At 64.6% G+C, this 23,304-nt stretch carries 24 protein-coding genes, 4 tRNA genes and 1 riboswitch; of the genes, 8 read left to right on the top strand and 20 right to left on the bottom strand.

The window, feature by feature from the left end:
- Positions 1–35 precede the first annotated feature (35 nt).
- Positions 36–1,301: a PrsW family intramembrane metalloprotease gene (locus tag GC088_RS08160; protein WP_323958522.1), complete on the top strand. Its 1,266-nt coding sequence runs from the start codon at positions 36–38 to the stop codon at positions 1,299–1,301.
- 45 nt (positions 1,302–1,346) lie between these two features.
- Here GC088_RS08160 and nusB read toward each other — a convergent pair whose 3' ends face one another.
- From nusB to GC088_RS08225, 13 genes are all read right to left on the bottom strand, one after another.
- Positions 1,347–1,757, bottom strand: coding sequence for a transcription antitermination factor NusB (nusB, locus tag GC088_RS08165; RefSeq protein WP_323958523.1), 411 nt, complete (start codon positions 1,755–1,757; stop codon positions 1,347–1,349).
- Positions 1,754–2,317, bottom strand: coding sequence for an elongation factor P (gene efp, locus GC088_RS08170; RefSeq protein WP_323958524.1), 564 nt, complete (start codon positions 2,315–2,317; stop codon positions 1,754–1,756). The genes nusB and efp overlap by 4 nt, the downstream gene beginning before the upstream one ends.
- 118 nt (positions 2,318–2,435) lie before the next feature.
- Positions 2,436–3,527, bottom strand: a complete 1,092-nt coding sequence (gene aroB, locus GC088_RS08175) for a 3-dehydroquinate synthase (RefSeq protein WP_323958525.1) — start codon at positions 3,525–3,527, stop codon at positions 2,436–2,438.
- Complete coding sequence (locus GC088_RS08180) at positions 3,517–4,074, bottom strand: shikimate kinase (protein ID WP_323958526.1); 558 nt, start codon at positions 4,072–4,074, stop codon at positions 3,517–3,519. Before GC088_RS08180 ends, aroB begins: the two co-directional genes overlap by 11 nt.
- Positions 4,074–5,273 (bottom strand): chorismate synthase, encoded by a 1,200-nt coding sequence (aroC, locus tag GC088_RS08185; protein ID WP_323958527.1) that lies wholly within the window; start codon positions 5,271–5,273, stop codon positions 4,074–4,076. Before aroC ends, GC088_RS08180 begins: the two co-directional genes overlap by 1 nt.
- 32 nt (positions 5,274–5,305) lie before the next feature.
- Entirely contained in the window at positions 5,306–6,199 is an 894-nt protein-coding gene (locus GC088_RS08190) for a shikimate dehydrogenase (protein WP_323958528.1), read from the bottom strand.
- Complete coding sequence (gene mltG / locus GC088_RS08195) at positions 6,200–7,423, bottom strand: endolytic transglycosylase MltG (RefSeq protein ID WP_323958529.1); 1,224 nt, start codon at positions 7,421–7,423, stop codon at positions 6,200–6,202.
- Positions 7,420–7,998 carry a Holliday junction resolvase RuvX gene (gene ruvX / locus GC088_RS08200; RefSeq protein ID WP_323958530.1) on the bottom strand — a complete coding sequence of 193 codons (579 nt, stop codon included), beginning with the start codon at positions 7,996–7,998 and terminating at the stop codon, positions 7,420–7,422. The genes mltG and ruvX overlap by 4 nt, the downstream gene beginning before the upstream one ends.
- A gap of 10 nt (positions 7,999–8,008) precedes the next feature.
- Positions 8,009–10,687 carry an alanine--tRNA ligase gene (gene alaS / locus GC088_RS08205; RefSeq protein WP_323958531.1) on the bottom strand — a complete coding sequence of 893 codons (2,679 nt, stop codon included), beginning with the start codon at positions 10,685–10,687 and terminating at the stop codon, positions 8,009–8,011.
- 81 nt (positions 10,688–10,768) lie between these two features.
- Positions 10,769–10,996 (bottom strand): hypothetical protein, encoded by a 228-nt coding sequence (locus tag GC088_RS08210; protein WP_323958532.1) that lies wholly within the window; start codon positions 10,994–10,996, stop codon positions 10,769–10,771.
- Between the two features lie 31 nt (positions 10,997–11,027).
- On the bottom strand, positions 11,028–11,402 hold the full coding sequence (locus GC088_RS08215) for a DUF948 domain-containing protein (RefSeq protein ID WP_323958533.1): 375 nt from the start codon (positions 11,400–11,402) through the stop codon (positions 11,028–11,030).
- 176 nt (positions 11,403–11,578) lie between these two features.
- Complete coding sequence (rpsD, locus tag GC088_RS08220) at positions 11,579–12,205, bottom strand: 30S ribosomal protein S4 (RefSeq protein ID WP_323958534.1); 627 nt, start codon at positions 12,203–12,205, stop codon at positions 11,579–11,581.
- Between the two features lie 239 nt (positions 12,206–12,444).
- Entirely contained in the window at positions 12,445–13,872 is a 1,428-nt protein-coding gene (locus GC088_RS08225) for a replication-associated recombination protein A (protein ID WP_323958535.1), read from the bottom strand.
- Positions 13,873–13,929: 57 nt separating this feature from the next.
- Here GC088_RS08225 and GC088_RS08230 point away from each other — a divergent pair, with 57 nt between their 5' ends.
- The gene (locus tag GC088_RS08230) at positions 13,930–14,616 is read left to right on the top strand and encodes an acVLRF1 family peptidyl-tRNA hydrolase (RefSeq protein ID WP_323958536.1); all 687 of its coding nucleotides are present in this window, start codon (positions 13,930–13,932) and stop codon (positions 14,614–14,616) included.
- 51 nt (positions 14,617–14,667) lie between these two features.
- On the opposite strand, the gene rpe is transcribed toward GC088_RS08230, so the two are convergent.
- From rpe to GC088_RS08255, 5 genes are all read right to left on the bottom strand, one after another.
- Positions 14,668–15,321 (bottom strand): ribulose-phosphate 3-epimerase, encoded by a 654-nt coding sequence (gene rpe, locus GC088_RS08235; RefSeq protein WP_323958537.1) that lies wholly within the window; start codon positions 15,319–15,321, stop codon positions 14,668–14,670.
- A gap of 51 nt (positions 15,322–15,372) precedes the next feature.
- Positions 15,373–16,872 (bottom strand): RsmB/NOP family class I SAM-dependent RNA methyltransferase, encoded by a 1,500-nt coding sequence (locus GC088_RS08240; protein WP_323958538.1) that lies wholly within the window; start codon positions 16,870–16,872, stop codon positions 15,373–15,375.
- On the bottom strand, positions 16,869–17,786 hold the full coding sequence (fmt, locus tag GC088_RS08245; protein WP_323958539.1) for a methionyl-tRNA formyltransferase: 918 nt from the start codon (positions 17,784–17,786) through the stop codon (positions 16,869–16,871). Before fmt ends, GC088_RS08240 begins: the two co-directional genes overlap by 4 nt.
- On the bottom strand, positions 17,783–18,370 hold the full coding sequence (def, locus tag GC088_RS08250; RefSeq protein ID WP_323958540.1) for a peptide deformylase: 588 nt from the start codon (positions 18,368–18,370) through the stop codon (positions 17,783–17,785). The genes fmt and def overlap by 4 nt, the downstream gene beginning before the upstream one ends.
- Positions 18,371–18,465: 95 nt before the next feature.
- Positions 18,466–19,344, bottom strand: coding sequence for a cytochrome (locus GC088_RS08255; RefSeq protein WP_323958541.1), 879 nt, complete (start codon positions 19,342–19,344; stop codon positions 18,466–18,468).
- Positions 19,345–19,584: 240 nt separating this feature from the next.
- Here GC088_RS08255 and GC088_RS08260 point away from each other — a divergent pair.
- The 4 genes from GC088_RS08260 to GC088_RS08275 all read left to right on the top strand — a co-directional run bounded on the left by GC088_RS08260 (position 19,585) and on the right by GC088_RS08275 (position 20,003).
- Positions 19,585–19,658, top strand: a tRNA-Gly gene (locus tag GC088_RS08260).
- Between the two features lie 54 nt (positions 19,659–19,712).
- Positions 19,713–19,783, top strand: a tRNA-Cys gene (locus GC088_RS08265).
- A gap of 43 nt (positions 19,784–19,826) precedes the next feature.
- Positions 19,827–19,898, top strand: a tRNA-Val gene (locus GC088_RS08270).
- A gap of 31 nt (positions 19,899–19,929) precedes the next feature.
- A tRNA-Gly gene (locus tag GC088_RS08275) sits at positions 19,930–20,003 on the top strand.
- Positions 20,004–20,147: 144 nt separating this feature from the next.
- Here GC088_RS08275 and GC088_RS08280 read toward each other — a convergent pair.
- Complete coding sequence (locus GC088_RS08280) at positions 20,148–20,462, bottom strand: DMT family transporter (RefSeq protein WP_323958542.1); 315 nt, start codon at positions 20,460–20,462, stop codon at positions 20,148–20,150.
- Positions 20,463–20,476: 14 nt separating this feature from the next.
- Positions 20,477–20,539: riboswitch (guanidine-III (ykkC-III) riboswitch) on the bottom strand.
- 179 nt (positions 20,540–20,718) lie between these two features.
- Here GC088_RS08280 and GC088_RS08285 point away from each other — a divergent pair.
- Positions 20,719–20,928, top strand: coding sequence for an antitoxin (locus tag GC088_RS08285; RefSeq protein WP_323958543.1), 210 nt, complete (start codon positions 20,719–20,721; stop codon positions 20,926–20,928).
- Between the two features lie 193 nt (positions 20,929–21,121).
- Here GC088_RS08285 and zapE read toward each other — a convergent pair whose 3' ends face one another.
- On the bottom strand, positions 21,122–22,156 hold the full coding sequence (zapE, locus tag GC088_RS08290) for a cell division protein ZapE (protein ID WP_323958544.1): 1,035 nt from the start codon (positions 22,154–22,156) through the stop codon (positions 21,122–21,124).
- 221 nt (positions 22,157–22,377) lie between these two features.
- On the opposite strand from zapE, the gene GC088_RS08295 reads away from it, so the two are divergent.
- A complete protein-coding gene (locus GC088_RS08295) occupies positions 22,378–23,280 on the top strand; it encodes a sulfurtransferase (RefSeq protein WP_323958545.1) in 903 nt (300 codons plus the stop codon).
- Positions 23,281–23,304 lie beyond the last annotated feature (24 nt).

A 23,304-nucleotide genomic window follows, 5' to 3' on the forward strand; every position in this document is an offset into this window, starting at 1 on the left:
ATTACCACAGCGGAACCTGCGCCTATTCTGTGGTCATGAGTATGAACTCCCAGCCAGGCTTCGGAACTTCCTCCAACCGCTTTCCGCAGAATTCCCAGCCGCTGGGATTGTGGCAGCAGGTGGGCAGCGGACCGCAGGTCCCGCGCTCACCCGCATGCCCGCCCGCACCGGTTCCGGTGCGCACTACGGCTCACCGCTCGGCCACCGGCGTCGGCAACGCAGTGTTACTGCTCGTTGCCGCTCTCGTCCTGGCCGGCGTCGGCGTCCTGCTCACCATGATGCTCGGCACTTCCGCACTGATCCTCTGCGGCATCCTGGCGCTGGTACCCCTGACAATCTGCATCCTGGGGATCCGCTGGATTGATCGATGGGACCCGGAACCTCGCGGTGCACTCACCTTCGCCTTCTTCTGGGGCGCTGGAATGTCCGTGGCGGTCACGCTGCTCCTCGGCCCGACAGTCACCGAACTATTGAGCGCGGGCTTCAGCGGGGCCGGGTCTGACGTCGTCGGTCCTGTCCTTCAGGCACCGCTCCTCGAGGAGGTTGCGAAGGGACTCGGTGTCCTGATCCTGGCGCTGTCCCACCGGAGCCACTTCGACGGGCCGGTCGATGGGATTGTCTACGCGGGTACTGTGGCGGCGGGCTTCGCCTTCACGGAGAACATCCTGTACTTCGGCGCGGCGCTAACCGATCCGGCCGGTATCGCCGGTCTGGTGACAGTCTTCGTCACGCGCGGCCTGTTTTCGCCTTTCGCCCACGTGATGTTCACTGCCGCGCTGGGCTTAGTGATTGGGCTGGCGGTTGCACGACGGCGGTCGGCGGGACGGTTGGGCGGGGCGTTCGTGCTGGGGCTCATTCCAGCCATCGCCGGTCATATGCTGTGGAACGGCGGCCTGGTCGTACTGTTCTCGGACTTCTTTTCGTTCTATTTCCTGGTCCAGGTCCCGCTCTTTCTGGCAGTGCTGCTCGGGGTGATTGCACTGCGGCGGGCTGAAAGGAAGGTCACAAGCCAGCGACTGGCTGAATACGCCGGCGCGGGGTGGCTGACCGAACAGGAAGTGGGGATGGTTGCCTCTCCCGCAGGGCGCACCGCTGCAATGGCCTGGGCGCGCAGTGTCGGTGCGGCGGATGCCATGAAGCGCTTTATCCGGACAGGGACCCGGCTTGCCTTCGTTCGGCAACGCCTGCGCGCAGGCCACGGCTCGACGTCGGACGGTCACCTTGAGCTGCAGTTGCTCGAAAACCTCAACTCTGCGCGCGGCCGGATGATCGCCGCTGCCTCCGCGCGCCGGATGTGGTGACCGGCGCGCGGAACGGGCACTAGCCCTGGTAGGGCATGAAGGTGGTCAGGCCAGCAGGGTCGGCTTCAGCTGCTGAAGGCGTCCCAGCAGACCGTTGATGAACGCGGGTGACTCATCTGTTGAGAGCATGGTGGCCAACTGGACGGCCTCGCTCACCGCGACGGTGTCGGGGACATCCTCGTTGTACAGCAGCTCCCAGGTTCCCACCCGCAGGATCATGCGATCCACGGCCGGCATACGGTCGAGCGTCCAGCCCTGGGAGTAGGTGCTCAGGAACTCGTCGATCTGGGAACCGTGAGCCATCACGCCTTCGATGATCTCCACCGAATACTCGTTGATGACGGTGTCGGTCTTCTCACGGCGGGCACGCAGCGCCTCAACCGGCGAAACGGAACGCTGCTCGGCCTCGAACAGGATGTCCAGGGCCCGCCGCCGCGCTTTGCTTCGGGCGCTCACTCGTTGACGCGTCCCAGGTACTCACCGGTGCGGGTGTCGACCTTCACCTTGGTCCCGGTCTCGAGGAACAGCGGAACCTGGATCTCGTAACCGGTCTCGACGGTTGCCGGCTTGGTACCCCCCGTGGAGCGGTCGCCCTGCAGGCCGGGCTCGGTGTAGGTGATCTCAAGGACAACCGACGGCGGCAGCTCCAGGTACAGGGCCGAGCCCTCGTGCATGGCGATGGTGACCATTTGGCTTTCCAGCATAAAGTTCTCGGCGTCACCGACGGTTGCACCCGGAACGGTGACCTGGTCGTAGTCGGTCGTGTCCATGAACACGAAGTCCTCGCCGTCCTTGTACAGGTACTGGTAGTCCCGGCGGTCAACGGTTGCGGTCTCGATCTTGAGCCCGGCGTTGAACGTCTTGTCGACTACCTTGCCCGACAGGATATTGCGGAGCTTGGTGCGCACGAAGGCACCGCCCTTGCCCGGCTTCACATGCTGGAACTCAAGCACGTTCCAGAGGTTCCCCTCGAGCTTGAGGACGGTCCCGTTCTTGATGTCGTTCGTGGTAGCCACGGATTCTCTTTCGTCGATTGACTGATGTTGGCGGCGTCAGAGCAGGCGCAGACAGGACTGTCCGGGATCTGCCCGCCAAAAGACCAGAGACCAGTCTACCCTGCCCTGCGCTGCCCGATCAGGACGCGATTTCCTGATACGCAGCAAACAGCAGTGAAGTGTCCGGAACCTCGAGGATGCCCGGGCGGGCAACGTCGTCGAGCACCACGAAGCGCAGAAGGTCGCCGCGGGCCTTCTTGTCCCGGCGCATGCCGTCAAGGAGGGCGGCCCAGCGGTCGCGTCGGTAGGTGATCGGCAGGCCGAGTGATTCGAGGATTTCCCGGTGACGGTCGGCGGTGGCGTCATCGAGCCGGCCGACCATGCGCGAGAGCTCGGCCGCGAAGACCAGCCCCACGGACACCGCGGCCCCGTGCCGCCACGAGTAGCGCTCCGCCAGCTCGATGGCGTGTCCGAGCGTGTGCCCATAGTTCAGGAATTCCCGCTTGCCAGACTCCTTCAGGTCCTCCGAAACAACCTCAGCTTTCACTGCGATCGACCGCTCAACGAGTTCCCGGAGAACATCGCTCGCGGGGTCCCGAACGGCGTCCGGATTGTTTTCGATCAGTTCGAGGATCTTCGGGTCAGCGATGAAACCGCACTTCACCACTTCCGCCATCCCGGTGATGAGCTCATTGACCGGCAGGGTTTGAAGTGCGTCCAGGTCCGCAAGAACCCCGGCCGGCGGGTGGAAGGCACCCACGAGGTTCTTCCCCTCGGCCGTATTGATCCCGGTCTTTCCGCCCACGGCAGCGTCCACCATGCCCAGGAGGGTGGTGGGCAGGTGCACCACCTTGACTCCACGGAGCCAGGTGGCGGCAACGAAGCCTGCGACGTCGGTGACGGCACCTCCGCCGACGGCCACAATTGCGTCGGAGCGGGTGAAGTCGTTCTGCCCGAGGACCTGCCAGCAGAAGGCGGCAACCTGAATGTGCTTGCCCTCCTCCGCATCGGGAATTTCAGCGGTGACGGCGGTCAGCCCGGAGTCGGCCAGCTGCTCACGCACGGTGTCGCCTGTGGTGCGAAGGGCACGCGGGTGGATTACCAGCACGCGCCGGACCCGCTCACCAAGCAGCGGCGCAACCCGGTCCAACAGTCCACGGCCGACGACGACGTCGTAATTCTCCGCCGGGGAGGTCCCCGTAACACGGATGGAAGTCGGTTCAGCGGTCATCGCCGGTAATCCTCTCAGTTGAAATGTGTCGCCGGTTCAGGTGGTCTTCGAGGCGGTCCACCACGACGTCGATGGTGGCTCCTCGCGTGTCGATGACGGTGTCCGCCAGGGACTCATAGATTGGCCGACGTTCCTTCTCGAGGCGCGCCCAGGTTTCTCCCGGGCCGCCGGTCAGGAGCGGACGGCCGGTATCGCCGCTGATGCGGGGCAGCACAGTGGCCAGGTCAGCATCAAGGAACACCACATGGGCTGAAGCCAGCAGGGTCCTGGTTCCCTGGTTCAGGACGGATCCGCCGCCCAGGGAGATTACCGTACCGCCGTCGGCGTCCGCGAACACCTCGGAGACCGTGGCGGCTTCAATCCGCCGGAAACCCGCCTCGCCGGCCTCCGCGAAGATCACCGGAATCGGCCCGTGCTTCTCGACGATGGCTGCGTCCGTGTCGACGAAACGCCACCCACGACGCTCGGCGATGCGGCGCCCGACCGTGGACTTCCCGGTGGCCATGAGTCCGATGAGCACCAGCGGTTCGGCACCCGCCGGCAGCATCAGGACAGGACCGAGTTCAGTGAGCTTGGGATGTTCTCCAGATAGGCTTCGAGGTTGCGGCGGGTTTCGCCAACGGAGTCGCCGCCGAACTTCTCGATCACGGCTTCGGCGAGAACAAGCGCAACCATTGCCTCGGCAACCACTCCGGCAGCCGGGACAGCGCAAACGTCGGAACGCTGGTGGTGGGCTTTCGCTGCATCGCCGGTCGTCACGTCGATGGTCTGGAGCGCCCGAGGAACCGTGGCAATCGGCTTCATGGCCGCACGCACGCGCAGCACTTCACCGATGCTCATTCCGCCCTCAATCCCGCCTGCACGATTGGTGGCCCGGGCGATTCGACCGGAATCCTCGCGCACGATTTCGTCATGTGCAGCGGACCCTCGGCGCCGGGCGGTTTCGAAACCGTCTCCGACCTCAACGCCCTTGATCGCCTGGATACCCATGAGCGCAGACGCCAGGCGGGCATCGAGGCGGCGATCCCAGTGCACGTAGCTTCCCAAACCCGGCGGGAGTCCGTAGGCAAGGACCTCGATAACTCCGCCAAGGGTCTCGCCTTCCTTGTGCGCGGCATCTACCTCCGCCACCATCGCAAGCGAAGTCTCACGATCGAAACAGCGCAGCGGATCTTCATCCAGCGCCAGTACGTCGCGGGGACCCGGAAGCGGTGACCCTTCCGGTACGGCAACCGAGGCAACGCCCACGGTGTGACTGACAAGTTCGATGCCGAGGGCCGACAGGAAGCTCGCGGCGACGGTCCCCAGCGCTACACGCGCGGCCGTCTCGCGGGCGCTTGCCCTTTCCAGGACCGGACGTGCCTCGTCGAACCCGTACTTCTGCATCCCGGTGAAGTCTGCATGACCTGGACGCGGGCGGGTCAGCGGCGCGTTCCGGGCGGAGTCCTGAAGCACCGCGGGATCCACCGGATCCGATGCCATGACCTGCTCCCACTTGGGCCATTCGGTGTTCCCCACCTCGATGGCAACGGGTCCGCCCTGGGTGAGCCCGTGCCGGACTCCCCCGATGATCCGCACCTGATCCTGCTCGAACTTCATGCGGGCGCCACGACCATAACCGAGCCGGCGCCGTGCCAGCGCGGCCTGGATGGCGTCACTGACGACCTCGACGCCAGCGGGCATACCCTCAATGATTCCGACCAAAGCAGGGCCGTGGGATTCCCCGGCCGTCAACCAACGCAACATACTTTCCATCCTGCCACGGGCTGCGCGCGCTCCTAGCGCCGCGGAGCCCCTACCGCGTCACACATCACATTTATGACAGCTTCCTCATTGCGGAATGCTGCGCCCGAGAACAGCCGCACCTGTTCAACCGCCTGGTAAAGGAGCATCTCCAGACCAGGAACTATCACACCGCCGAGAGCCGACCAGGCCTGCGCAAGCTGGCTGGGCCAGGGGTCGTAGGCGACGTCGAGCAGCACCCGCGGCGCGGTCGAATCGCCAGCCGACGACCGGGCTGCCGATGCCAGCTCAGCCGCAAGGCCATCTGCCCCATGCGGAGGAAGCGTGGAGATTACAAGCTCCGATGCCCCACACAGCTGGGCTGCGTCGTCGAAGGCGCGCAATTCCACGCTGGTCCCCACAGCTTCGCCGAGCGGCACCAGGGCCTCCGCTCTCGACACTGACCTCACACAGACCTGCACCCGGCCCACTCCCATGCGGCCCAGCGCCGCCACGGCTGCCGAAGCGGTTCCCCCGCCGCCAAGCACCACGGCGGAATCGGGAGACGCCGTTCCAGCGTGCCGTACTGCGCGGACTATTCCGTCGACGTCGGTGTTGTATCCCGTGAGACGGCGGCTTTCGCCCTGCCCGTCAGCCACGACGGTGTTGATCACGCCGAGCTCGGCCACACCTGGACCCACGGTGTCCATGTGCCTGAGCGTCTCCGCCTTGTGCGGCATGGTTACGGAAAGCCCGCGCCATGCCGGATCCGCCCGAACCCCGAGCAAGGTCTCATCCAACCGTTCCGGTGGTGTGTCTATCGCGCTGTAGCTGCAGTCGAAGCCGAGGAAGGTGTAGGCAGCTGCGTGCAGTTGCGGCGACTTAGAATGCGAAATTGGGTGGCCAATAACGCCGGCCCGGAATCGGGCCGGCGTATCAGCAGCAGTCACCTATTCGCACCTTCCGGCATTGTCGGCGCACCAGGCCTGGTACTCCTGAACGTACTGGGCGTGCTCAGCCAAGGTCTCCGAGAACTTCGTCTCTCCGGAGTCGAGGTTCACGGTGACCCAGTAGTAGTAGGGAACATCAGCCGGGTTGACGGCCGCTTCAATGGCTTCGGCGCTCGGTGAACCGATCGGACCCACCGGGAGTCCCTCGTTGGCGTAGGTGTTGTACGGGTTGGACTTGTCGGACTTCTCCTCGTCCGTGAGGTTGTAGCTCTTCCGTCCGAGCCCGTAGGTCACCGTCGCGTCCGACTGGATAAGGCCGTTGGTCTCAGTGTTGTCCGGACCGAGCCGGTTCATGATGGAACCGGCCACCTGCGCATAATCTGCCTGGCCTGCTTCCGCCTGCACGATGCTCGCGATGGTCAGGATGCGGTATTGCTCGGCAGGGTCGGTCACGCCGGCCTCTTCGAGGGCTGCGAAGGAGTTATCCACCATCTGCTGGATGACCTCGGTAGCGGTGATGTCCAGATCGAACCGGTACTCGCCCGGATAGAGGAAGCCCTCAAGGCTGGGAGCCTGGTCAGGAATGCCGAACTGGGTTGGATCCTCAGCAAGCGCCTCGAATTCTTCCCGCGCAATTCCGGTGGACTCGGCAAGGATGTCAAAGACCTCGTTTTGCCTCAGATCCCGGGCCACTGCGGCGTAATGGACGCCGGCGCCGGGCTCGGCGAGCAGCGCTTTCGCCGCGTCTTCCGAATTCATCTGGTACTTCATCTCGTACTCGCCGGGCTGGATGACGCGGCCGTCCGAGACACTGGAGAGCGCATTCAGGAACTCATCGGAGCTCGCAACGATGTCCTGCTGCTCGAGGCTGTTGCCGATGATCAGGGGCCCGGCGCCCTCGTCCACAGTGAAGGTGACGGAACCCGTACCCGGGCCCGCATAATCCGTTACTTCTCCGACGCCGAGCAGGTTCCTCAGGAACATGGCGGCCGCAACAACCACGCCGACAAACCCAAGCACCACGATAAGCATCACGATGGTACGGCGACGACGGCGCCGCTGCCGCGACTTCGAAGGGCGACGGCGACGACGGGATGGCATGTCCGCTTCGAAAAACTGTTCCACCGGCTCGGGGTGCACCGGGTAGTGCTCCTCGTAGTAGTCGTCCGGGTGCTGTTCAGCTCCGTGATCGGCTGCCGGAGAGGGAGGATAACGATGGCTCACTGCTCCTCTTTCCTCCAACTGTAGGTCTGCGAAATGTCTGACTCCTCGGATGAGGCCGGCGGTGGATTTTCACGATCCTGCCGCCGGTGCTGAACGACCGGCTCCCCCACATCCCGCTCGAGGTTTCTTTGCATATCGATGGCATGCTGAAGAATCGCCACTGCCGCCACCTGATCTACCACCTTACGGTGTTCCCGACTGTTCAAGCCAGCTTGACGGAGAGAACGATGAGCCGAGACGGATGTGAGGCGTTCGTCGATCAGGCGAACCGGCAGGTCCAGGCCGGCTGCGTCCAGCGCGCCGACCAAGGCTTGCGCATACTCGCGGGCCATGGTCGTGGAGGCCGATTCGGTGCCGCTGAGGTTCCGGGGAAGGCCAACGAAGATTTCAACGGCCTCGAGGTCCTGAATGTTCCTCACCAACAAAAACAGGTCCCTGTTCTTCTTGAGGTCGCGGCTTAGCGTGCGGACCGGTGTGGCCACCAGGCCATCCCTGTCGCACGCCGCCACTCCCACGCGGGCCATTCCGACGTCGACGCCGATCTTGACGCCGGACGGGTACGCCTCAGAGGTCACCTAACTACTCCTAGCGGCCCGCCACGGCTGCGCGGACCGCTTCCAGCGCTGCAGGAACCTTCGCCGGATCCGAGCCGCCGCCCTGCGCCATGTCGTCCTTGCCGCCGCCGCCACCGCCGAGAACTCCGGCCGCGGTCCGCACCAGGGCGCCCGCCTTGACACCGGCGAGCCGCGCTTCCTCGCTGGTGACAACGAGGATCACCGGCCGTTCCTTGCTTACTCCTGCCACCGCTACCACGGAAGCGGCTGATCCCAGCCGTCCACGCAGATCGAGGGCGAGGCTGCGCAGGTCATCCGCGCTGCCCACTTGGCCGGCGTCGTGGGTGATGAGACGTACCCCGTCCACGTCTTCGGCCGTGTTGACCAGGTTGGCAGCAGCGTTCGAAAGCTGTTCCTTGCGGAGACGCTCCAGCTCCTTCTCCGCAGCCTTCAGGCGATTCAGGGTTGCACCCAGGCGCTCGGGCAACTGGGTGGACGGCACCTTCAGCATCTCGGACAGTTCCGTCACCAGGGCACGCTCGGCGGCCGCGTGGCGAAATGCATCCATACCCACCAGGGCTTCAACGCGACGGTTTCCGGAACCGACGGACTGTTCACCGAGCAGGGTGAGGGTACCGATGAGCGAAGTGGACTCCACGTGGGTGCCGCCACACAGCTCCCGCGACCAGGCGCCGTCGATCTCGACAACCCGCACCCGGTCACCGTAGGCCTCGCCGAACAGTGCCGTGGCGCCGAGTGCCTTGGCCTCATCGAGCGCCATCACCTTCGTCTCCACGGTGTGGTTGCTGCGGATTGCGAGGTTCGAGACTTCCTCGATCTCGGAACGAGCAGCCGCGCTGATTCCTTCACCCCAGGCGAAGTCGAACCGCAGGTAGCCGGCCTTGTTGAAGGAGCCGCGCTGCAGGGCCTCCGGGCCGAGGACCTGGTGCAGGGCCGCGTGTACGATGTGCGTGCCCGAGTGGGCCTGCTCGCCGGCGTGGCGGCGCTGGCGGTCGACCGCGGCGATCACCCGCGCGTCCTGGGTGATTTCGCCTTCGCGCACCACCGCGCGGTGGACGCTGAGTCCCTTGATCGGGCGCTGGACGTCGGTCACCTCCACCGTGAATCCATTGCCGGTGATGAGTCCGACGTCGGCGGCCTGGCCACCCGCTTCAGCGTAGAAAGGGGTGCGGTCGAGAATGAGCTCGATTTCCTCGCCCTGGCGAGCGACCGGGACCGATGCACCGTTGCTGACGATGCCGCGGACAACAGCCTCGCTGGTCAGCTCGTCGTAGCCGGTGAAGATCGTGTCGCCGGTTGCCAGCAGCTCGTTGAAGACTGTCATGTCCGCGTGACCGGCCTTCTTGCCTTTGGCATCGGCCTGCGCACGCTGCCGCTGCTCAAGCATCAGTGCCCGGAAGCGCTCAGCGTCCACCGACACACCGGCTTCCTCGGCCATCTCCAGCGTCAGGTCGATCGGAAAACCGTATGTGTCATGGAGGCTGAAGGCGTCCTCGCCGGACAGCGCCCGGCCGGCCGCCTTCGACTCGCGCACGGCTTCCTCAAGCCGGGCGGTGCCGGACGAAATGGTGCGCAGGAAGGCTTTCTCCTCCGCGTAGGCGATGCGGCTGATCCGCTCGAAGTCACGCTCAACCTCGGGGTAGACGCCCTTCATGGCGTCCCGCGAGACGGGAAGGAGGTCAGGGAGGCAGGCCTTCTCGACGCCGAGCAGGCGCATGGCGCGGACGGCGCGTCGGATGAGGCGGCGCAGCACGTAGCCGCGGCCCTCGTTCGAAGGGGTGACACCGTCGGCGATGAGCATCAGGGCCGAACGGACGTGGTCGGCGACAACGCGCATCCGGACATCGTCCTGATGGTGCGGGTCATCGTCGGACTCTGCGCTGGTGTATTCGCGGCCGGACAGTTCCGATGCCTTGTCCAGGACGGGACGCACCTGGTCCGTCTCATACATGTTCTCGACGCCCTGCAGCACCATGGCGAGGCGCTCAAGTCCAAGGCCGGTGTCGATATTCTTCTTGGGCAACTCACCGGCTACATCGAAGTCGTCCTTGCTGCGCACGGCAGAAAGCCGGTACTGCATGAACACCAGGTTCCAGATTTCGACGTAGCGGTCTTCGTCCGCCTGCGGACCGCCGTCCTTGCCGTACTCGGGGCCCCGGTCGTAGAAGATCTCGGAGCACGGACCTCCGGGTCCGGGCTGGCCGGTGTTCCAGTAGTTGTCCTTCTTCCCGAACTTCTGGATGCGTTCGGCAGGGAACCCCACTTCGTCACGCCAGATCGCCAGCGCTTCGTCGTCCTCCTGGTACACCGTGACCCACAGCCGGTCGGCGGGCAGTCCGAAGCCGCCGTCGTCGACACTGCTGGTGAGCAGTTCCCATGCCATGCGGATGGCATTCTGCTTGAAGTAGTCCCCGAAGGAGAAGTTGCCGCACATCTGGAAGAAGGTCCCGTGGCGCGCGGTCTTACCCACTTCGTCGATGTCACCCGTTCGGATGCACTTCTGGATGCTGGTCGCGCGATTGTACGGCGGCACTTCCCGCGCCGTCAGGTAGGGGATGAACGGAACCATGCCTGCGACGGTGAACAGGAGCGACGGGTCACTCGATACCAGGGACGCCGAGGGAACACGGGTGTGCCCCTGGCCTTCGAAGTAGTCGAGCCAGCGACGTGCGATCTCTTGGGACTTCATGTGGGTGTGGATCCTTCAGTGTTGCGCGCGATCGGTGCGCAGCGGTGGGGTTCGGTTCTCGCTAGCCGGACGGCCGGCAGGTCAGGAACGGGGTTCCGAGTCGATGCCGAGGGCAGCCCGTAGGTCGTTTTCGCGCTCGTGCATTCCCTCGCGCATGGCGTCGGCGAAGTCCGCGACAGTGTCGGTGAGCCGGCCGACCGCACGGTTCAGTCCCTCGGGACCGACCGCGGACTTCATCGCGGCGACCTTGCGAATCGCCACTACACCGATGGCTGCGCCCGCAGCGAGCCAGAAAAGCCTCTTGATCATGGGTTCGTCCTCGTCTGTTCTTCTGGTTCGGTCACCGGCTGCGACGGCGCGAAACAGGCCTGCGCCGGCCTGCCAAAGCGCTTCGTACGCCGTAGGAGAATGCCGCGACCTTGATCAGCGGTGAACCGATCGTCGCGGCGACCAGTGACGAGAGCGCGGAGATGTTGGCGGAGGCATCGGACACGTTCGAGGTGATGCCGTCGACGTTCTTCAACTGCTGGTGGGTTGTCGAAACAGTGCTCGTCACCTCGTCGATCAGCGGGGTGGTGCCCTCACTTAAGGAGCGGATGGCTTGGCGGAGCTCGTCGAAGACCTTGCCGAGCTTCCAGACGGGTATGGCGAGCAATGCCACGAGTACCGCAAAAACCCCGGCGGCGATGAGTCCGGCGATATCTCCACCTGACATTTGATGAACAACTCCTTAACCGTCTACTGAACCTTCTACTGAAGCGTGGCCTGGCGGACTCGCTTGGCGAAGATCCCCTATGTACCTTACCTACTCAAGAGCCCGCGGCGTGCGCCGCGGGCTCTTGGGTAACTGATGTTCAGTTGTACTGCCGATACGCCGAAGACGGCGCCGGATCAGCGTGCGTAGTATTCCACCACGAGCTGCTCTTCACAGGTAACCGGAACCTCGGAACGCTTGGGGCGGCGGACCAGGCGTGCCTGGAGCTTCTCAAGCTGAACGTCGAGGTATCCCGGGACCGGGGGAAGCACGTCGCGGTGTCCACCTGCGGCGGCAACCTGAAGCGGAACCATGGTTTCGCTGCGGCTGTGCACGTGGATCAGCTGTCCTTCGCTGACGCGGAAGGACGGACGGTCCACGCGGGCGCCGTCAACCATGATGTGGCGGTGAACCACGAGCTGGCGGGCCTGGGCGATGGTGCGGGCGAAGCCTGCACGCAGCACCAGCGCGTCGAGACGCATCTCGAGCAGCTCGATCAGGTTCTCACCGGTCAGGCCGGCGGTCCGGCGGGCTTCTTCGAAGACCCGGGTCATCTGGGCTTCGCGGATGCCGTACTGGGCGCGCAGACGCTGCTTCTCGCGCAGACGTACTGCGTAGTCGCTGTCCTGCTTGCGGCGGGAGCGGCCGTGCTGACCCGGTGCGTACGGACGACGCTCCAGGTACTTCTCGGCCTTCGGGGTCAGGGCAATGCCGAGGGCACGCGAAATGCGGACCTTACGGCGGGCACGTGTGTTGGTAGCCACGTTTACCTTTCATTGTTTTGCGGCAAAGCAGTTCACACCGACGAATCGGGTGGACTCTTTCTTGTGTCGCTGGCCTCCATGCACGGAGAGCCGGAAGTAGCCGCTTTCCGGTACTACAGCCCGCAGTCCTCAGATCCCGCCCTGCTTCTCGCCGGATGGTTTCCCATCAGGTAACTCATCGAAGTAACAGGGCACGGCTGAGCCGCGGCTTGCCAGTCAACCATCAATCCTAGCAGTCCTCAACGATCCCGAATAATGGAGCGCAGCTTTTCCAGCCGCGCGGCGACCGCGCGCTCCGCTCCCCTGTCAGTCGGCAGGTAGTAATCCGTGCCCACGAGATCGTCGGGCGCGTACTGCTGGCTGGCGATGCCGTGCGGCTCGTCGTGGGAGTAGACGTAGCCCTTGCCATGGCCCAACTGGCGGGCACCAGGATAGTGCGCATCGCGCAGGTGCGCGGGTATGCCCTGTCCCCGTCCGGCGCGCACGTCCGCGATTGCCCGGTTGATTCCGTTGTAGGCGGCGTTCGATTTGGGAGCAGTTGCAATGTGTACCACCGCTTCGGCCAGGATGATGCGCCCCTCAGGCATGCCCACCAACTGGACGGCCTGCGCCGCAGCAACTGCCGTCTGCAGGGCCGTCGGGTCGGCCATCCCTACATCTTCCGCAGCCGAGATCATCAGCCGCCGGGCGACGAAGCGCGGGTCCTCGCCGGACTCGAGCATGCGGGCCAGGTAGTGCAGCGCCGCATCGACATCCGAACCGCGCAGGGACTTGATGAACGCACTGGCCACGTCGTAATGCTGGTCTCCTGCCCGGTCGTAGCGCAGGGCAGCAACGTCAACGGCTTTCTCGGCGTGGGCTAGCGCTACCCTGACCGGAGTCTCCTCGCCCACTCCCTCCTCGGGTGTGGAAGCCGCCGCCTCAGAACGCGCGACGACGGCAGCGGCTTCGAGCGCCGTCAGCCCGCGGCGCGCATCGCCTGCAGCCAACCGAACCAGATGCTGCAGGGCTTCGTCGTCCACTTCGATTTCGCCGGCGAGCCCCCGCGGGTCGCTGACGGCGCGCCGAAGGAGCCCGGAGATGTCCTCCTCGGTGAGCGGCCTGAGCGTCTGCAGGAGCGAGCGCGACAACAGCGGCGAAACGACGGAGAAGGACGGGTTCTCGGTAGTGGCGGCTATGAGGACTACCCAACCGTTCTCGACCCCCGGCAGCAGGGCGTCCTGCTGCGCCTTGTTGAAGCGGTGGATCTCATCCAGGAACAGGACGGTGGTGATGCGGTGCAGGTCCCGGTTGGCAAGCGCCTCATCCATCACCCGGCGGACGTCCTTCACGCCCGCCGTAATGGCCGACAGTTCAACGAACTTCCTGCCCGGACCACGGGCGATCACGTGGGCAAGCGTTGTCTTGCCGGTTCCAGGCGGACCCCAAAGAATGACCGACGTCGGTGCGCCGGCGCGGGCGGCAGCCTCCCCTCCGGCAAGCGTCCGGAGCGGAGACCCGGAACCCAGCAGATGCTGCTGGCCCACCACTTCGTCCAGCGTGCGCGGTCGCATCCGTACGGCGAGCGGACTGCGAGGGCGGTTCCGCTCGCTGCCTGTGCCGGTACCCGGCCCATTGTGCTCATCCGCGTCGTGCTCGTCCGCGTACATGCTGAATAGGTCGTTCATTAGAGCAAGGCTACTGTGAACCCCTGACATCGTTCGTAGCGACCGGAAAGAAGAGCAATGCAGGACAGTCGCCTGGTTCTTGTCCCGCCTGACCGCCTTCCCGGCTGGGTCCGGCGCTTCGGCGAACGTAACGGGGACTTCTCAACGCAGGCGGCCCCCGGCGTCGTCGTTCTTCGGGCGGTCAATGGCTGCACCGCCGAGATCAAGGTCCCGCAGGCTGATGTGGCGACATCCGGTCACGCCGAGCCGGAGACAGTGCCCAGCGAGACCGAGCCCAGCAGCCCGGATGCAGCCGTCGAGAACTTGCTTCGCCTAACGGCGGCGCCCAGGACAGTGGGCCTGCTCCTTGTCCGGCGCGGTGGTTACGGCGTCGGAGTCTCACGGAACGGTGAACTGCTGGCCTCGAAAACAGGAACCCGCTACGTACAGTCTCGCACTGCGGCCGGTGGGTGGTCCCAGCAGAGATTTGCGCGACGCCGGGCGAACCAGGCCGATGCGCTCGTGGAGTCCACGGTTGAACGCGCAGCGGCCATCTTCGGGGACTTCGCCCTGGACGTGATGCAGCCCGGCGGTGACGCGCAACTTGTCGGTGAATGCCTTGCGCAGAGCCCGCTCGCCACGTACCGGTCGCTTCCGCGGCTGCCGCACCTTCCGGTGCAGGACCCGCGGCTGGACGTGCTGCGCAAGGCAGCAACGGATGCCAACGCCGTGCGGATCCACCTAACCGGAATCCCCGCTGGCTAGCTGGGCTTCAGGCCATACGCCCCTCTGACGGAAGCATCGTTCAGGATCCGCTTAGGAAGCGGCCTGACGCAGTGCAGCGATCGCCCCGGCCGGATCGTCCGTACCGTATACGGAGGAACCGGCTACAAAAACCGTCGCCCCTGCCTCGGCCGCACGGACGATGGTTTCCTCCGTAATTCCCCCGTCCACCTGGATAGCCACAGGAAGGTTTGCGCCACGGACTGCCTCCGCAGTACGGCGGATCTTCGGAAGGGTGGATTCAAGGAAGGATTGCCCGCCGAAGCCGGGTTCAACGGTCATGATCAGCACCATGTCCAGCTCACCAAGCATGTCCAGATACGGCTCGACGGCCGTGGCCGGCCTGAGGGCCATGCCGGCCTTGGCGCCGGCGCTCCGAAGTTCCCGGGCCAACCTGATCGGTGCCTGGGCAGCTTCGGCATGGAATGTGACCGAAGCCGCACCTGCCTCCGCGTACTGCGGGGCCCAACGGTCGGCGTCGTCAATCATGAGGTGCACGTCCAGGGGAACAGGGCTCACGGCCTGGATGCGCTTCACGATGGGTAGCCCGAGGGTCAGGTTCGGCACAAAGCTGTTGTCCATCACGTCGACGTGCACGGCATCGGCGGTGGCGATCCGGTCCAGCTCGGACTGAAGGTTCACGAAGTCTGCCGACAGGATGCTCGGGTGGATACAGCAGGTGCTCATACTGGGCCTTTCGTCGATTGAATTCCGTGGACCGACCGGCGGCCGTCCGGACTAGGCTGCGTTCCGCTGAATCAGCGCAAGGAACATGGCGTCGGTGCCGTGCACGTGCGGCCACAACTGGGCCGTCGATTCGTGCCCTGCCTGCAGGGCTCCGGTGAGGCTCACTGCGTCGAGTGCCTTCCCGGCATCGATTAGCGTGTAGCCGTCCCTGCCGCGCAGGCTGTCCTGGACGACGGCGGTGGTCTCGGCAGGATGCGGCGAGCAGGTGACGTAAGCTACGACGCCGCCGGGGCGCACGGTATCCAGTGCCTCCTTCAGCAACCCGCGCTGAAGCGGACCCAGCTCAGCGAGGTCCGAGGGCTTCCTGCGCCAGCGTGACTCGGGCCGTCGCCGCAGTGCACCCAGGCCGGTGCAGGGTGCATCTACCAGAATACGGTCGAAACCGTCGGGGTAGGCCGCCGAGATGGTCCTGCCGTCTCCCACGCGCACGCTCCATACCTTGGGGTCGACGGCGGAAAGAGACTGGCGGACGAGCGCAGCGCGGTGCTCGGCGGGCTCGTTGGCTACAAGCGTGTTTCCCTGCTGCTGTGCGATGGCACCCAACAGCGCGGATTTGCCGCCCGGACCGGCGCACAGGTCCAGCCAGTCCTCCCCTCCGCCTTCACCCTGTTGCAGCTCGACAGCAGCCAGGGCTCGGGCCACAAGCTGTGATCCGACGTCCTGCACGCGCACCTGTCCCCTGCGCACACTTTCGAGGCGTCCGACGTCGCCGGCTGCGAAGAGTGCCGAGCCCTCCACGAGGTCTCCCCGCTTTGCCCCGGCCTCTATGGCCTCCTCCAGGGATCCGATGCCAGGTAGAGCAATCAGGTTGACGACCGGGGCGGCGTTGTCTGCCTCCAGCAGCTCGTCTATCTCCGCAACACTTCGGCCGTGTCCCACGAGGCTCTGCCGCATGGTACGGACCACCCACTCGGGATGGGCGTGCTTCAGTGCGCTGACCCGTACGGGGTCCTCCACCCCCTCCGTCAGGACTTCCAGCCACTCGTCGAAGGACCGCCTCGACACCTTCCGCAGCACGGCGTTTATGAGCGAGGACGGTCCGGCACCGATGACCGCCCTGGCCAACCCGACCGTCTGATCCAGGGCAGCGTGCGGAGGAACCCGCATGGCCATCAGCTGGTGCACGCCGAGCCGCAGGGCGTCGAGAATCGCGGGATCGAGCTGGTCAAGCGGTCGGTCGACACACAGGCCAAGGATCGCGTCATACGTGCCCTGCGCGCGCAGCGCCCCATATGCGAGTTCCGTCGCGAACCCGGCATCCTGGCGTCCCAGGCGGTGCTTCCGAATGCTGGCGGGCATGACGAGGTTGGCGTAGGCGTCCTCGGACGCGACCGCCCGAAGCACTTCGAACGCGACCAACCTGGCAGGATCGGCGCGACGGGTTCGCTCAGATGGTGCGCTGGCGGAGAACTGGCGCGTTCCGGATCTGTTCCGTTCACGTCCGCGCTCGTTGCGGCGGCTTTGGCCTCCGGTTCTGCGTTCGGGGGTCATGAGAAGCTCAATTCCTGGCCACGGACTCCCCGAAACCATTCAGCGGCGGACAGTGGTTTGCGGCCGGCGGGTTGAATGCCGCCCAGCTGGACTGCGTGGGACCCCGTCCCGACAAGGACCGCGCCGTCTTTCTCTGTGACGGTCCCCGGCGCCACGTCTGACACGTCCGGCCTCAGGATCACGGCTCCCAGCTTGCAGCGCTGGCCATCGAGCATGGTCCACGCCCCCGGCTCGGGTGTGACGCCGCTGATACGCCGTTTCACCGCGAGGGCAGGGTCCGACCACCGAATGCGCCCGTCTGCGCTGGAGAGCTTGGGAGCCAGGGTTACCTCACCCTCCTGCGGCACGGGCCGCGCCCGGCCCTGTTCCAGTGCGGACATGGTCTGCGCGAGCAGGACCGCGCCGCTGATGGAGAGCCGGTCGAGCAGGGCGCCGCTGGTGTCATCGGGCAGAACCCGCTCGGTCAGGGTGCCGAAGACGGGCCCTGTGTCGAGTCCTTCTTCGAGCAGGAAGGTTGAGGCGCCGGTGATGTCGTCGCCGTTGATCAGGGCGTGCTGCACCGGCGCAGCGCCCCGCCAGGCGGGCAGCAGCGAGAAGTGCAGGTTCACCCAGCCGTGGCGAGGGATCCGAAGGGCCGACGGCGGAACAAGACCGCCGTACGCAACGACGGCTGCGGCGTCGAGCTTCAGATCTGCGAGCCGCGCAACAACTGGCTCGTCGATGCGGTTTGCCTTAATGATCTCCAGGCCGGCGTCAGCGGCAGCGGCAGCAACCGGGCTGGGAGTAAGAACCCGCTTCCGGCCGACCGGCGCATCAGTACGCGTAAGCACGGCAACCACTTCGTGCCCTGCCCTGCGCAGTTCGTCCAGGGAAGCCACGGCCACCTGCGGAGTGCCGGCGAATAAAATCCTCACTGCTCTCCCCTGCCCTGCCCGCTAACTGCCGATCCCATTCCGAAGACCGAACCGACCGCTGCTGACCGCTGGGTCACGGTTTGGGTTGCCACTGCGTTGTACTGGGAATTACGGATGGCGCGCATAGCAGTCCGGCGGTCCTCCCCGGCGAGCCGGTCAATATACAGCCGTCCGTCCAGGTGATCGGTTTCGTGCTGGAAGCAGCGGCTAAGCATTCCGGAAGCTTCCAATTCGATGGTGGCGCCTGTGACATCGAATCCGGTTAGCGATACCCGATCCACTCGCGGCAGGGCAAACCCGATGCCGGGAACCGACAGACACCCCTCCTGGTCGTCCGACTGCATGCCGCTGCCCAAAGTGAGTTGCGGATTGACCACGTGTCCAACCTGACCGTCGACGGCGTAGGTGAAGACCCGCAGACCTACGCCAACCTGAGGCGCCGCGAGACCTGCACCCCGTACTGCGTGCATGGTTTCGAGCATGTTGTCGACCAGCCGCACGAGATCCTGACCGAAGTCCGTCACCTCTGCTGCGGGGGTGCGGAGCACGGGGTCCCCGATCATCCTGATACTCAGAACCGCCATTCGGTCTATGCGTCCTCACCTGTGGTTGTGCTGGACCAGGCGGACATGGCCCGGTCGTTGAAATGCCGTGTCAATTCTAGGGCAGCAGCCGGATTTCAACTTCGGGAGCCCTGGAGCTGCACTCCAGGCACCTGCGGCGGAGGCGGCACGGGCAGCAGCGGCCTACCTGCTTCGGCCACCTGTGTCCCTGCTTCCCAGGCCCGCCGCAGCGCACAGAACTTGTACCAGTGCTCGCGAAGTACCTCCGGATTTGCGCGGTGCGCGCGCACTTCCGTCTGCCCTACCGCAATTCCCAACAGCACGGGATCCGCGCCGTACTGCCAGGGTTCCCAGACTCCCCTTACCGGATCCACCAGCGATTCCTGGGCTTTCATGCCGGCGACCAACTGCATGACCACCTTCTCGTCGAGCGGCTTCACGAACCCGTCCCGGTCGGTAGCGCGGGTCTTGAAGTCCAGGATGCAGAGCCGTCCACCGATGGTCGCCACCAGGTCCAGCGTGCCGGCGTATCCCACCTCGGAGTTCCACACCGTGATCTCCGGCGCGATCGGCTTCACCTGATAGAGGTCCCACCACTCATCGAACCGGGCAGCGAAGGGCTCCTCGCCATGTGCCGCCAGGTCTGCACGCGCCTGTTCCACAGTGTGGGCGCGACCAAGGTCCCGCAGCGCAACCTGTTCACAGTAGAAGTGCACCCTGGTGCCGCGCCGGGCTGCCTCCTCCCGGTAGCGTTCGGCAGCTTTGGAAGCGTCCTGGATAACGGCGCGCATTTCTCCGGCGTTGCCCAGGGAAGCAGGAAGCCGCGGATCCTGAGCAAGGGCGCTGGCTGCCATATAACCGAACCATCCGTCCAGCGAAGTGGGCTGCGACTGGGAAATGACAGTGGTGATGGACGGAACGACGGGAGGCTCCGATGTGGATCGGGAGTACATGCGCCCGCGGTCGGTGGCGTGCGCAAGGAGCGGCTCGGTCATGTTTTAAGTGTGTCATCCCGGTCCGACAGTTCCGGAACGCCGAAAGGATGCTGGAACACCAGGAATCCTATCCCAGGCACAGATGGCTCCGCGTCTATAACCCATTACCGGCCATTTGGGCGGGAGGCGCTCCGGAGCTGGCCCAATTGGACGAACCCCCAATCCTCCTATATTGTTTTTACTCGTTGGAAAGACGCCGGGAAGTCCGCAAGGGCACTCAAAGGCCCGGTTCATTCCTCTGCGGACGTAGCTCAGCTGGCTAGAGCACCACCTTGCCAAGGTGGATGTCGCGGGTTCGAATCCCGTCGTCCGCTCGCAAGTCACTGTAATCGCCGGTCTCAGCCGGTGATCCCGCTCAGGTGGGTCATGGTGGGGTGGCCGAGAGGCGAGGCAGCGGCCTGCAAAGCCGTATACGCGGGTTCGAATCCCGTCCCCACCTCTGTACGGTGGTTTGCAGCAGGACTTGCAGCAGTGCATGACCTGGGCGATTGGCGCAGCGGTAGCGCGCTTCCCTGACACGGAAGAGGTCACTGGTTCGATCCCAGTATCGCCCACGCAAGGCGCCTCCATGAGAGGCGCTTTTTCGCGGACGTAGCTCAGCTGGCTAGAGCACCACCTTGCCAAGGTGGATGTCGCGGGTTCGAATCCCGTCGTCCGCTCTGTAGCAGTTGTATTAACGGTCGGAAGTCTTCACTCAGTCGGGTGGAGACTTCCGGTTTTTAAACGTTCGGGTGTTCAACCCTGCGGGTGTTCAAACCTTCCGGTGTTCGAACCGAGCTTCAACTGCCAGGACGGCCCGGAATCTAGTGCAGCAGCTTGAGACCAATAACACATCCAACGATGCCTAAAACCAGCAGGACTTTCAGTACCGAAGCGGGTTCACCTTCGAAAGCCATCGCATAGGCAACAGTGAGAGCCGCCCCAATCCCCACCCACACCGCGTACGCTGTGCCCGTGGGCAGGGTACGCATGGCCCAGGCCAAACCGGCCATACTCAGGATGATTCCGAAAACGAAGACGACGGTCGGTCCGGCTTTACTGAGCCCCTCTGACTTTCCCAGGGCCGTGGCCCAAACCGCCTCAAATACCCCGGAGATAACGAGAACTACCCAAGCCATGATTGATTTGCTCCTCAGCGCCGTCTTGTCGCCCTCCGGGTACGGCGCACCTCGTCCGGGTGCCATCTTGGCCAACTCAGGCTTTCACACCCGATGTGCACGGGCAAGACGAGTCTCGCTGAGGGCGAAACGTCCTCCCCTTACATGGCGCCCATACGCTCTCTAGGATGGAATGCGCGGGGAACAAGGGGTTCCCCAGGAGAGAAGGGAGGTGTCTGTGTCTGTATTTGACGGGCTCAAAGGCAAGGCTGGAGAGTTGAAGAGCAGAGCAGCCGGACTCGTGGACGGCAACTCGGGAATGATCAAGGAGGGCATCGGCCACGCTGGGAGCTTCATCAACAGCAGGACCGGTGGGAAGTACTCCGACAAGATCAGCACCGTTCAGTCCAGGGCCTTCTCGATGATCGACAACGTCGACAGCAAGGACGGCAATCGTCTGGCAGGTTCCGCCAACCCTGCGGCCTGACAGTCTTTAGCACCGACAAAGGGGCGCCGGCCCTGTCGAGAGACAGCGCCGGCGCCTTTGTCATGCCTTGGCCGTATTACACCCGAACGGATTCAACTTCGCCGGACTACCCGTGATCGATCCGCTGTGATGGATCACCTTGACCGATCCCGTGACCGGATTCTCCTGACTGATCGTCCCTAACGGGTTTGCCTCAATTGCCCGAATCGCCGCCCTGCCGGGCCAGGGCGGTAAGTCGCGAGACCGCCCGGTAGTACTTCTTCATGTAACCGCCCGACATCATCTCGGGAGTGAAGAGTTCGCTGAGCGGAGCACCGCTTGCAAGGATGGGCACATCACGGTCGTAGAGACGGTCGGCCAAAACCACGAAGCGCAGGGCGACCGCCTGCTCGGTGATGGTCTGGACGTCGTGCCACGCGACGGCGTCGATTCCGTCGATCAACTGCCTGTACCGGCTCGGATGGACTCCAGCGAGGTGCGTGATGAGGTCCTCGAACTGGTCCTCAGCGACGACGGTGCCATCCGGAAAATTCCTGGCGCGCCTGCGGACCTGCTGCTCGGTGAGCGGTGGCGGTGCCTCCGGCAGCCCGCGGTGCCGGTAATCCTCGCCATCAATGCGGATGACATCGAACTGGCTGGACAGCACCTGAATCTCACGCTGGAAGTCGACAGCGGCGAACCGCCCCTCCCCCAACGATCCGGGCAAAGTATTGGACGTCGCGGCGAGCTTTACTCCGGCATCGGCCAACTCCCGCATAAGCCGGGACATGAGGACCGTATCGCCCGGGTCGTCGAGTTCGAATTCGTCAATGCAGACAAGCTTGTAGCTGCTCAGCGCATCAACGGTCCGCCGGAAGGACAGAGCCCCGACGAGGTTGGTGTACTCGACGAACGTTCCGAACGCCTTTCTGCCGGAGGTCGCGTGCCACAGCGAGGACAGCAGGTGGGTCTTGCCCACGCCGAACCCGCCGTCCAGATAGATGCCGGCCCTGCCCTGGTCACGCTTGGCACCGAAGAGTTTCCTGAATCCGCTCGGCTCGGGCGCATTGACTCCGGCTGCAAACGTGCGCAGTTCCTTGACGGCCGCTGCCTGGGAGGGCTGCTTGGGATCCGGCCGGTAGGACTCGAAGGAGACTGATCCGAACCGCTGCGACGGGAAGAACCCATCCAGTAGTTCGTCGACAGAAACCTGGGGAGTTCGTTGGGTCAGATGCTCAATGGTGGCCACAGGCGGGTGCGTCTTTCGTAGGCTGCTGGAGGATCGGGCCGGAGAGGCCGTGCTAGGCAAGGATACGTCAGCCGACTGACCTGCAATGCTTCCTCCACCGGTGCTTCCAGCAGTCTTGCGAGTCATTGTGGCGCCTTGTGACCTATGCGGAAGCAATCGCATAAACCCGTGGTTAGGCTAGGTGTGAGGTAGCAATCGTCAACGAAGGAAGGCTCCAACGGATGGCTGTCGCAACAGATCCCCACGCAAAGTTCGCAGAGTACGCACACCCCGAGCGCCTGGTCTCGACCGAGTGGCTTGCTGAGAACCTGGGTACCCCCGGCCTTGTGGTCGTGGAGTCCGACGAGGATGTACTCCTCTATGAAACCGGACACATTGAAGGCGCGGTCAAGATCGACTGGCACACAGACCTCAACGACGAAGTCACACGTGACTACGTCGATGGTGAGGGCTTTGCCCGCCTGATGTCCGCGAAGGGCATCACCCGGGACAGCACCGTGGTGATTTACGGAGACAAGTCGAACTGGTGGGCTGCCTACGCCCTCTGGGTCTTCACCCTCTTCGGCCATGAAGACGTCCGGTTGCTCGACGGCGGACGCGACAAGTGGATTGCCGAGGGACGCCCCCTGAGCACTGATGTCCCTTCACCCGAAGCGACTGACTACCCGGTCATCGAACGGAACGATGCCCCTATCCGGGCGTATCTGACCGATGTCCTCGACCACTTCGGCAACCCCCTGATCGACGTACGCTCCGTGGATGAGTACACCGGCGCCCGCACCCACATGCCTGCCTACCCCGAGGAGGGAGCGCTGCGCGGCGGCCACATCCCGTCGGCTGTGTCGGTACCGTGGGCGAGGGCCGCTGCCGAGGACGGGACCTTCAAGACCCGTGAGGAGCTGGACGCCATTTATCGTGGGGAGGCCGGCCTCAAGGAGGGTGACGACGTCGTCGCCTACTGCCGTATCGGCGAACGTTCCAGCCACACCTGGTTCGTGCTGCAGCACCTGCTCGGATTCCAGAACGTCCGGAACTACGACGGATCGTGGACCGAGTGGGGAAATGTTGTGCGGGTTCCTATCGTTAAGGGATCAGAGCCCGGCCAGGTGCCGGTGCGCGCCTGACAGTAGAAGAAGGAGCCCCGGGCT

The organism is Arthrobacter sp. JZ12 (genome assembly GCF_035189165.1).
GTDB lineage: Bacteria > Actinomycetota > Actinomycetes > Actinomycetales > Micrococcaceae > Arthrobacter_D.

Bases quoted from the DNA above. Each gene is read 5' to 3' on its own strand.
- GC088_RS08180 (WP_323958526.1), bottom strand. From the start codon at position 4,074: ATGCTGCCGGCGGGTGCCGAACCGCTGGTGCTCATCGGACTCATGGCC.
- def (WP_323958540.1), bottom strand. From the start codon at position 18,370: ATGGCGGTTCTGAGTATCAGGATGATCGGGGACCCCGTGCTCCGCACC.
- aroC (WP_323958527.1), bottom strand. From the start codon at position 5,273: ATGTTGCGTTGGTTGACGGCCGGGGAATCCCACGGCCCTGCTTTGGTC.
- GC088_RS08240 (WP_323958538.1), bottom strand. From the start codon at position 16,872: ATGACCCCCGAACGCAGAACCGGAGGCCAAAGCCGCCGCAACGAGCGC.
- GC088_RS08295 (WP_323958545.1), top strand. From the start codon at position 22,378: ATGGCTGTCGCAACAGATCCCCACGCAAAGTTCGCAGAGTACGCACAC.
- GC088_RS08160 (WP_323958522.1), top strand. From the start codon at position 36: ATGAGTATGAACTCCCAGCCAGGCTTCGGAACTTCCTCCAACCGCTTT.
- GC088_RS08280 (WP_323958542.1), bottom strand. From the start codon at position 20,462: ATGGCTTGGGTAGTTCTCGTTATCTCCGGGGTATTTGAGGCGGTTTGG.
- GC088_RS08225 (WP_323958535.1), bottom strand. From the start codon at position 13,872: ATGAACGACCTATTCAGCATGTACGCGGACGAGCACGACGCGGATGAG.
- GC088_RS08215 (WP_323958533.1), bottom strand. From the start codon at position 11,402: ATGTCAGGTGGAGATATCGCCGGACTCATCGCCGCCGGGGTTTTTGCG.
- GC088_RS08230 (WP_323958536.1), top strand. From the start codon at position 13,930: ATGCAGGACAGTCGCCTGGTTCTTGTCCCGCCTGACCGCCTTCCCGGC.
- rpe (WP_323958537.1), bottom strand. From the start codon at position 15,321: ATGAGCACCTGCTGTATCCACCCGAGCATCCTGTCGGCAGACTTCGTG.
- aroB (WP_323958525.1), bottom strand. From the start codon at position 3,527: ATGACCGCTGAACCGACTTCCATCCGTGTTACGGGGACCTCCCCGGCG.
- GC088_RS08255 (WP_323958541.1), bottom strand. From the start codon at position 19,344: ATGACCGAGCCGCTCCTTGCGCACGCCACCGACCGCGGGCGCATGTAC.
- alaS (WP_323958531.1), bottom strand. From the start codon at position 10,687: ATGAAGTCCCAAGAGATCGCACGTCGCTGGCTCGACTACTTCGAAGGC.
- GC088_RS08210 (WP_323958532.1), bottom strand. From the start codon at position 10,996: ATGATCAAGAGGCTTTTCTGGCTCGCTGCGGGCGCAGCCATCGGTGTA.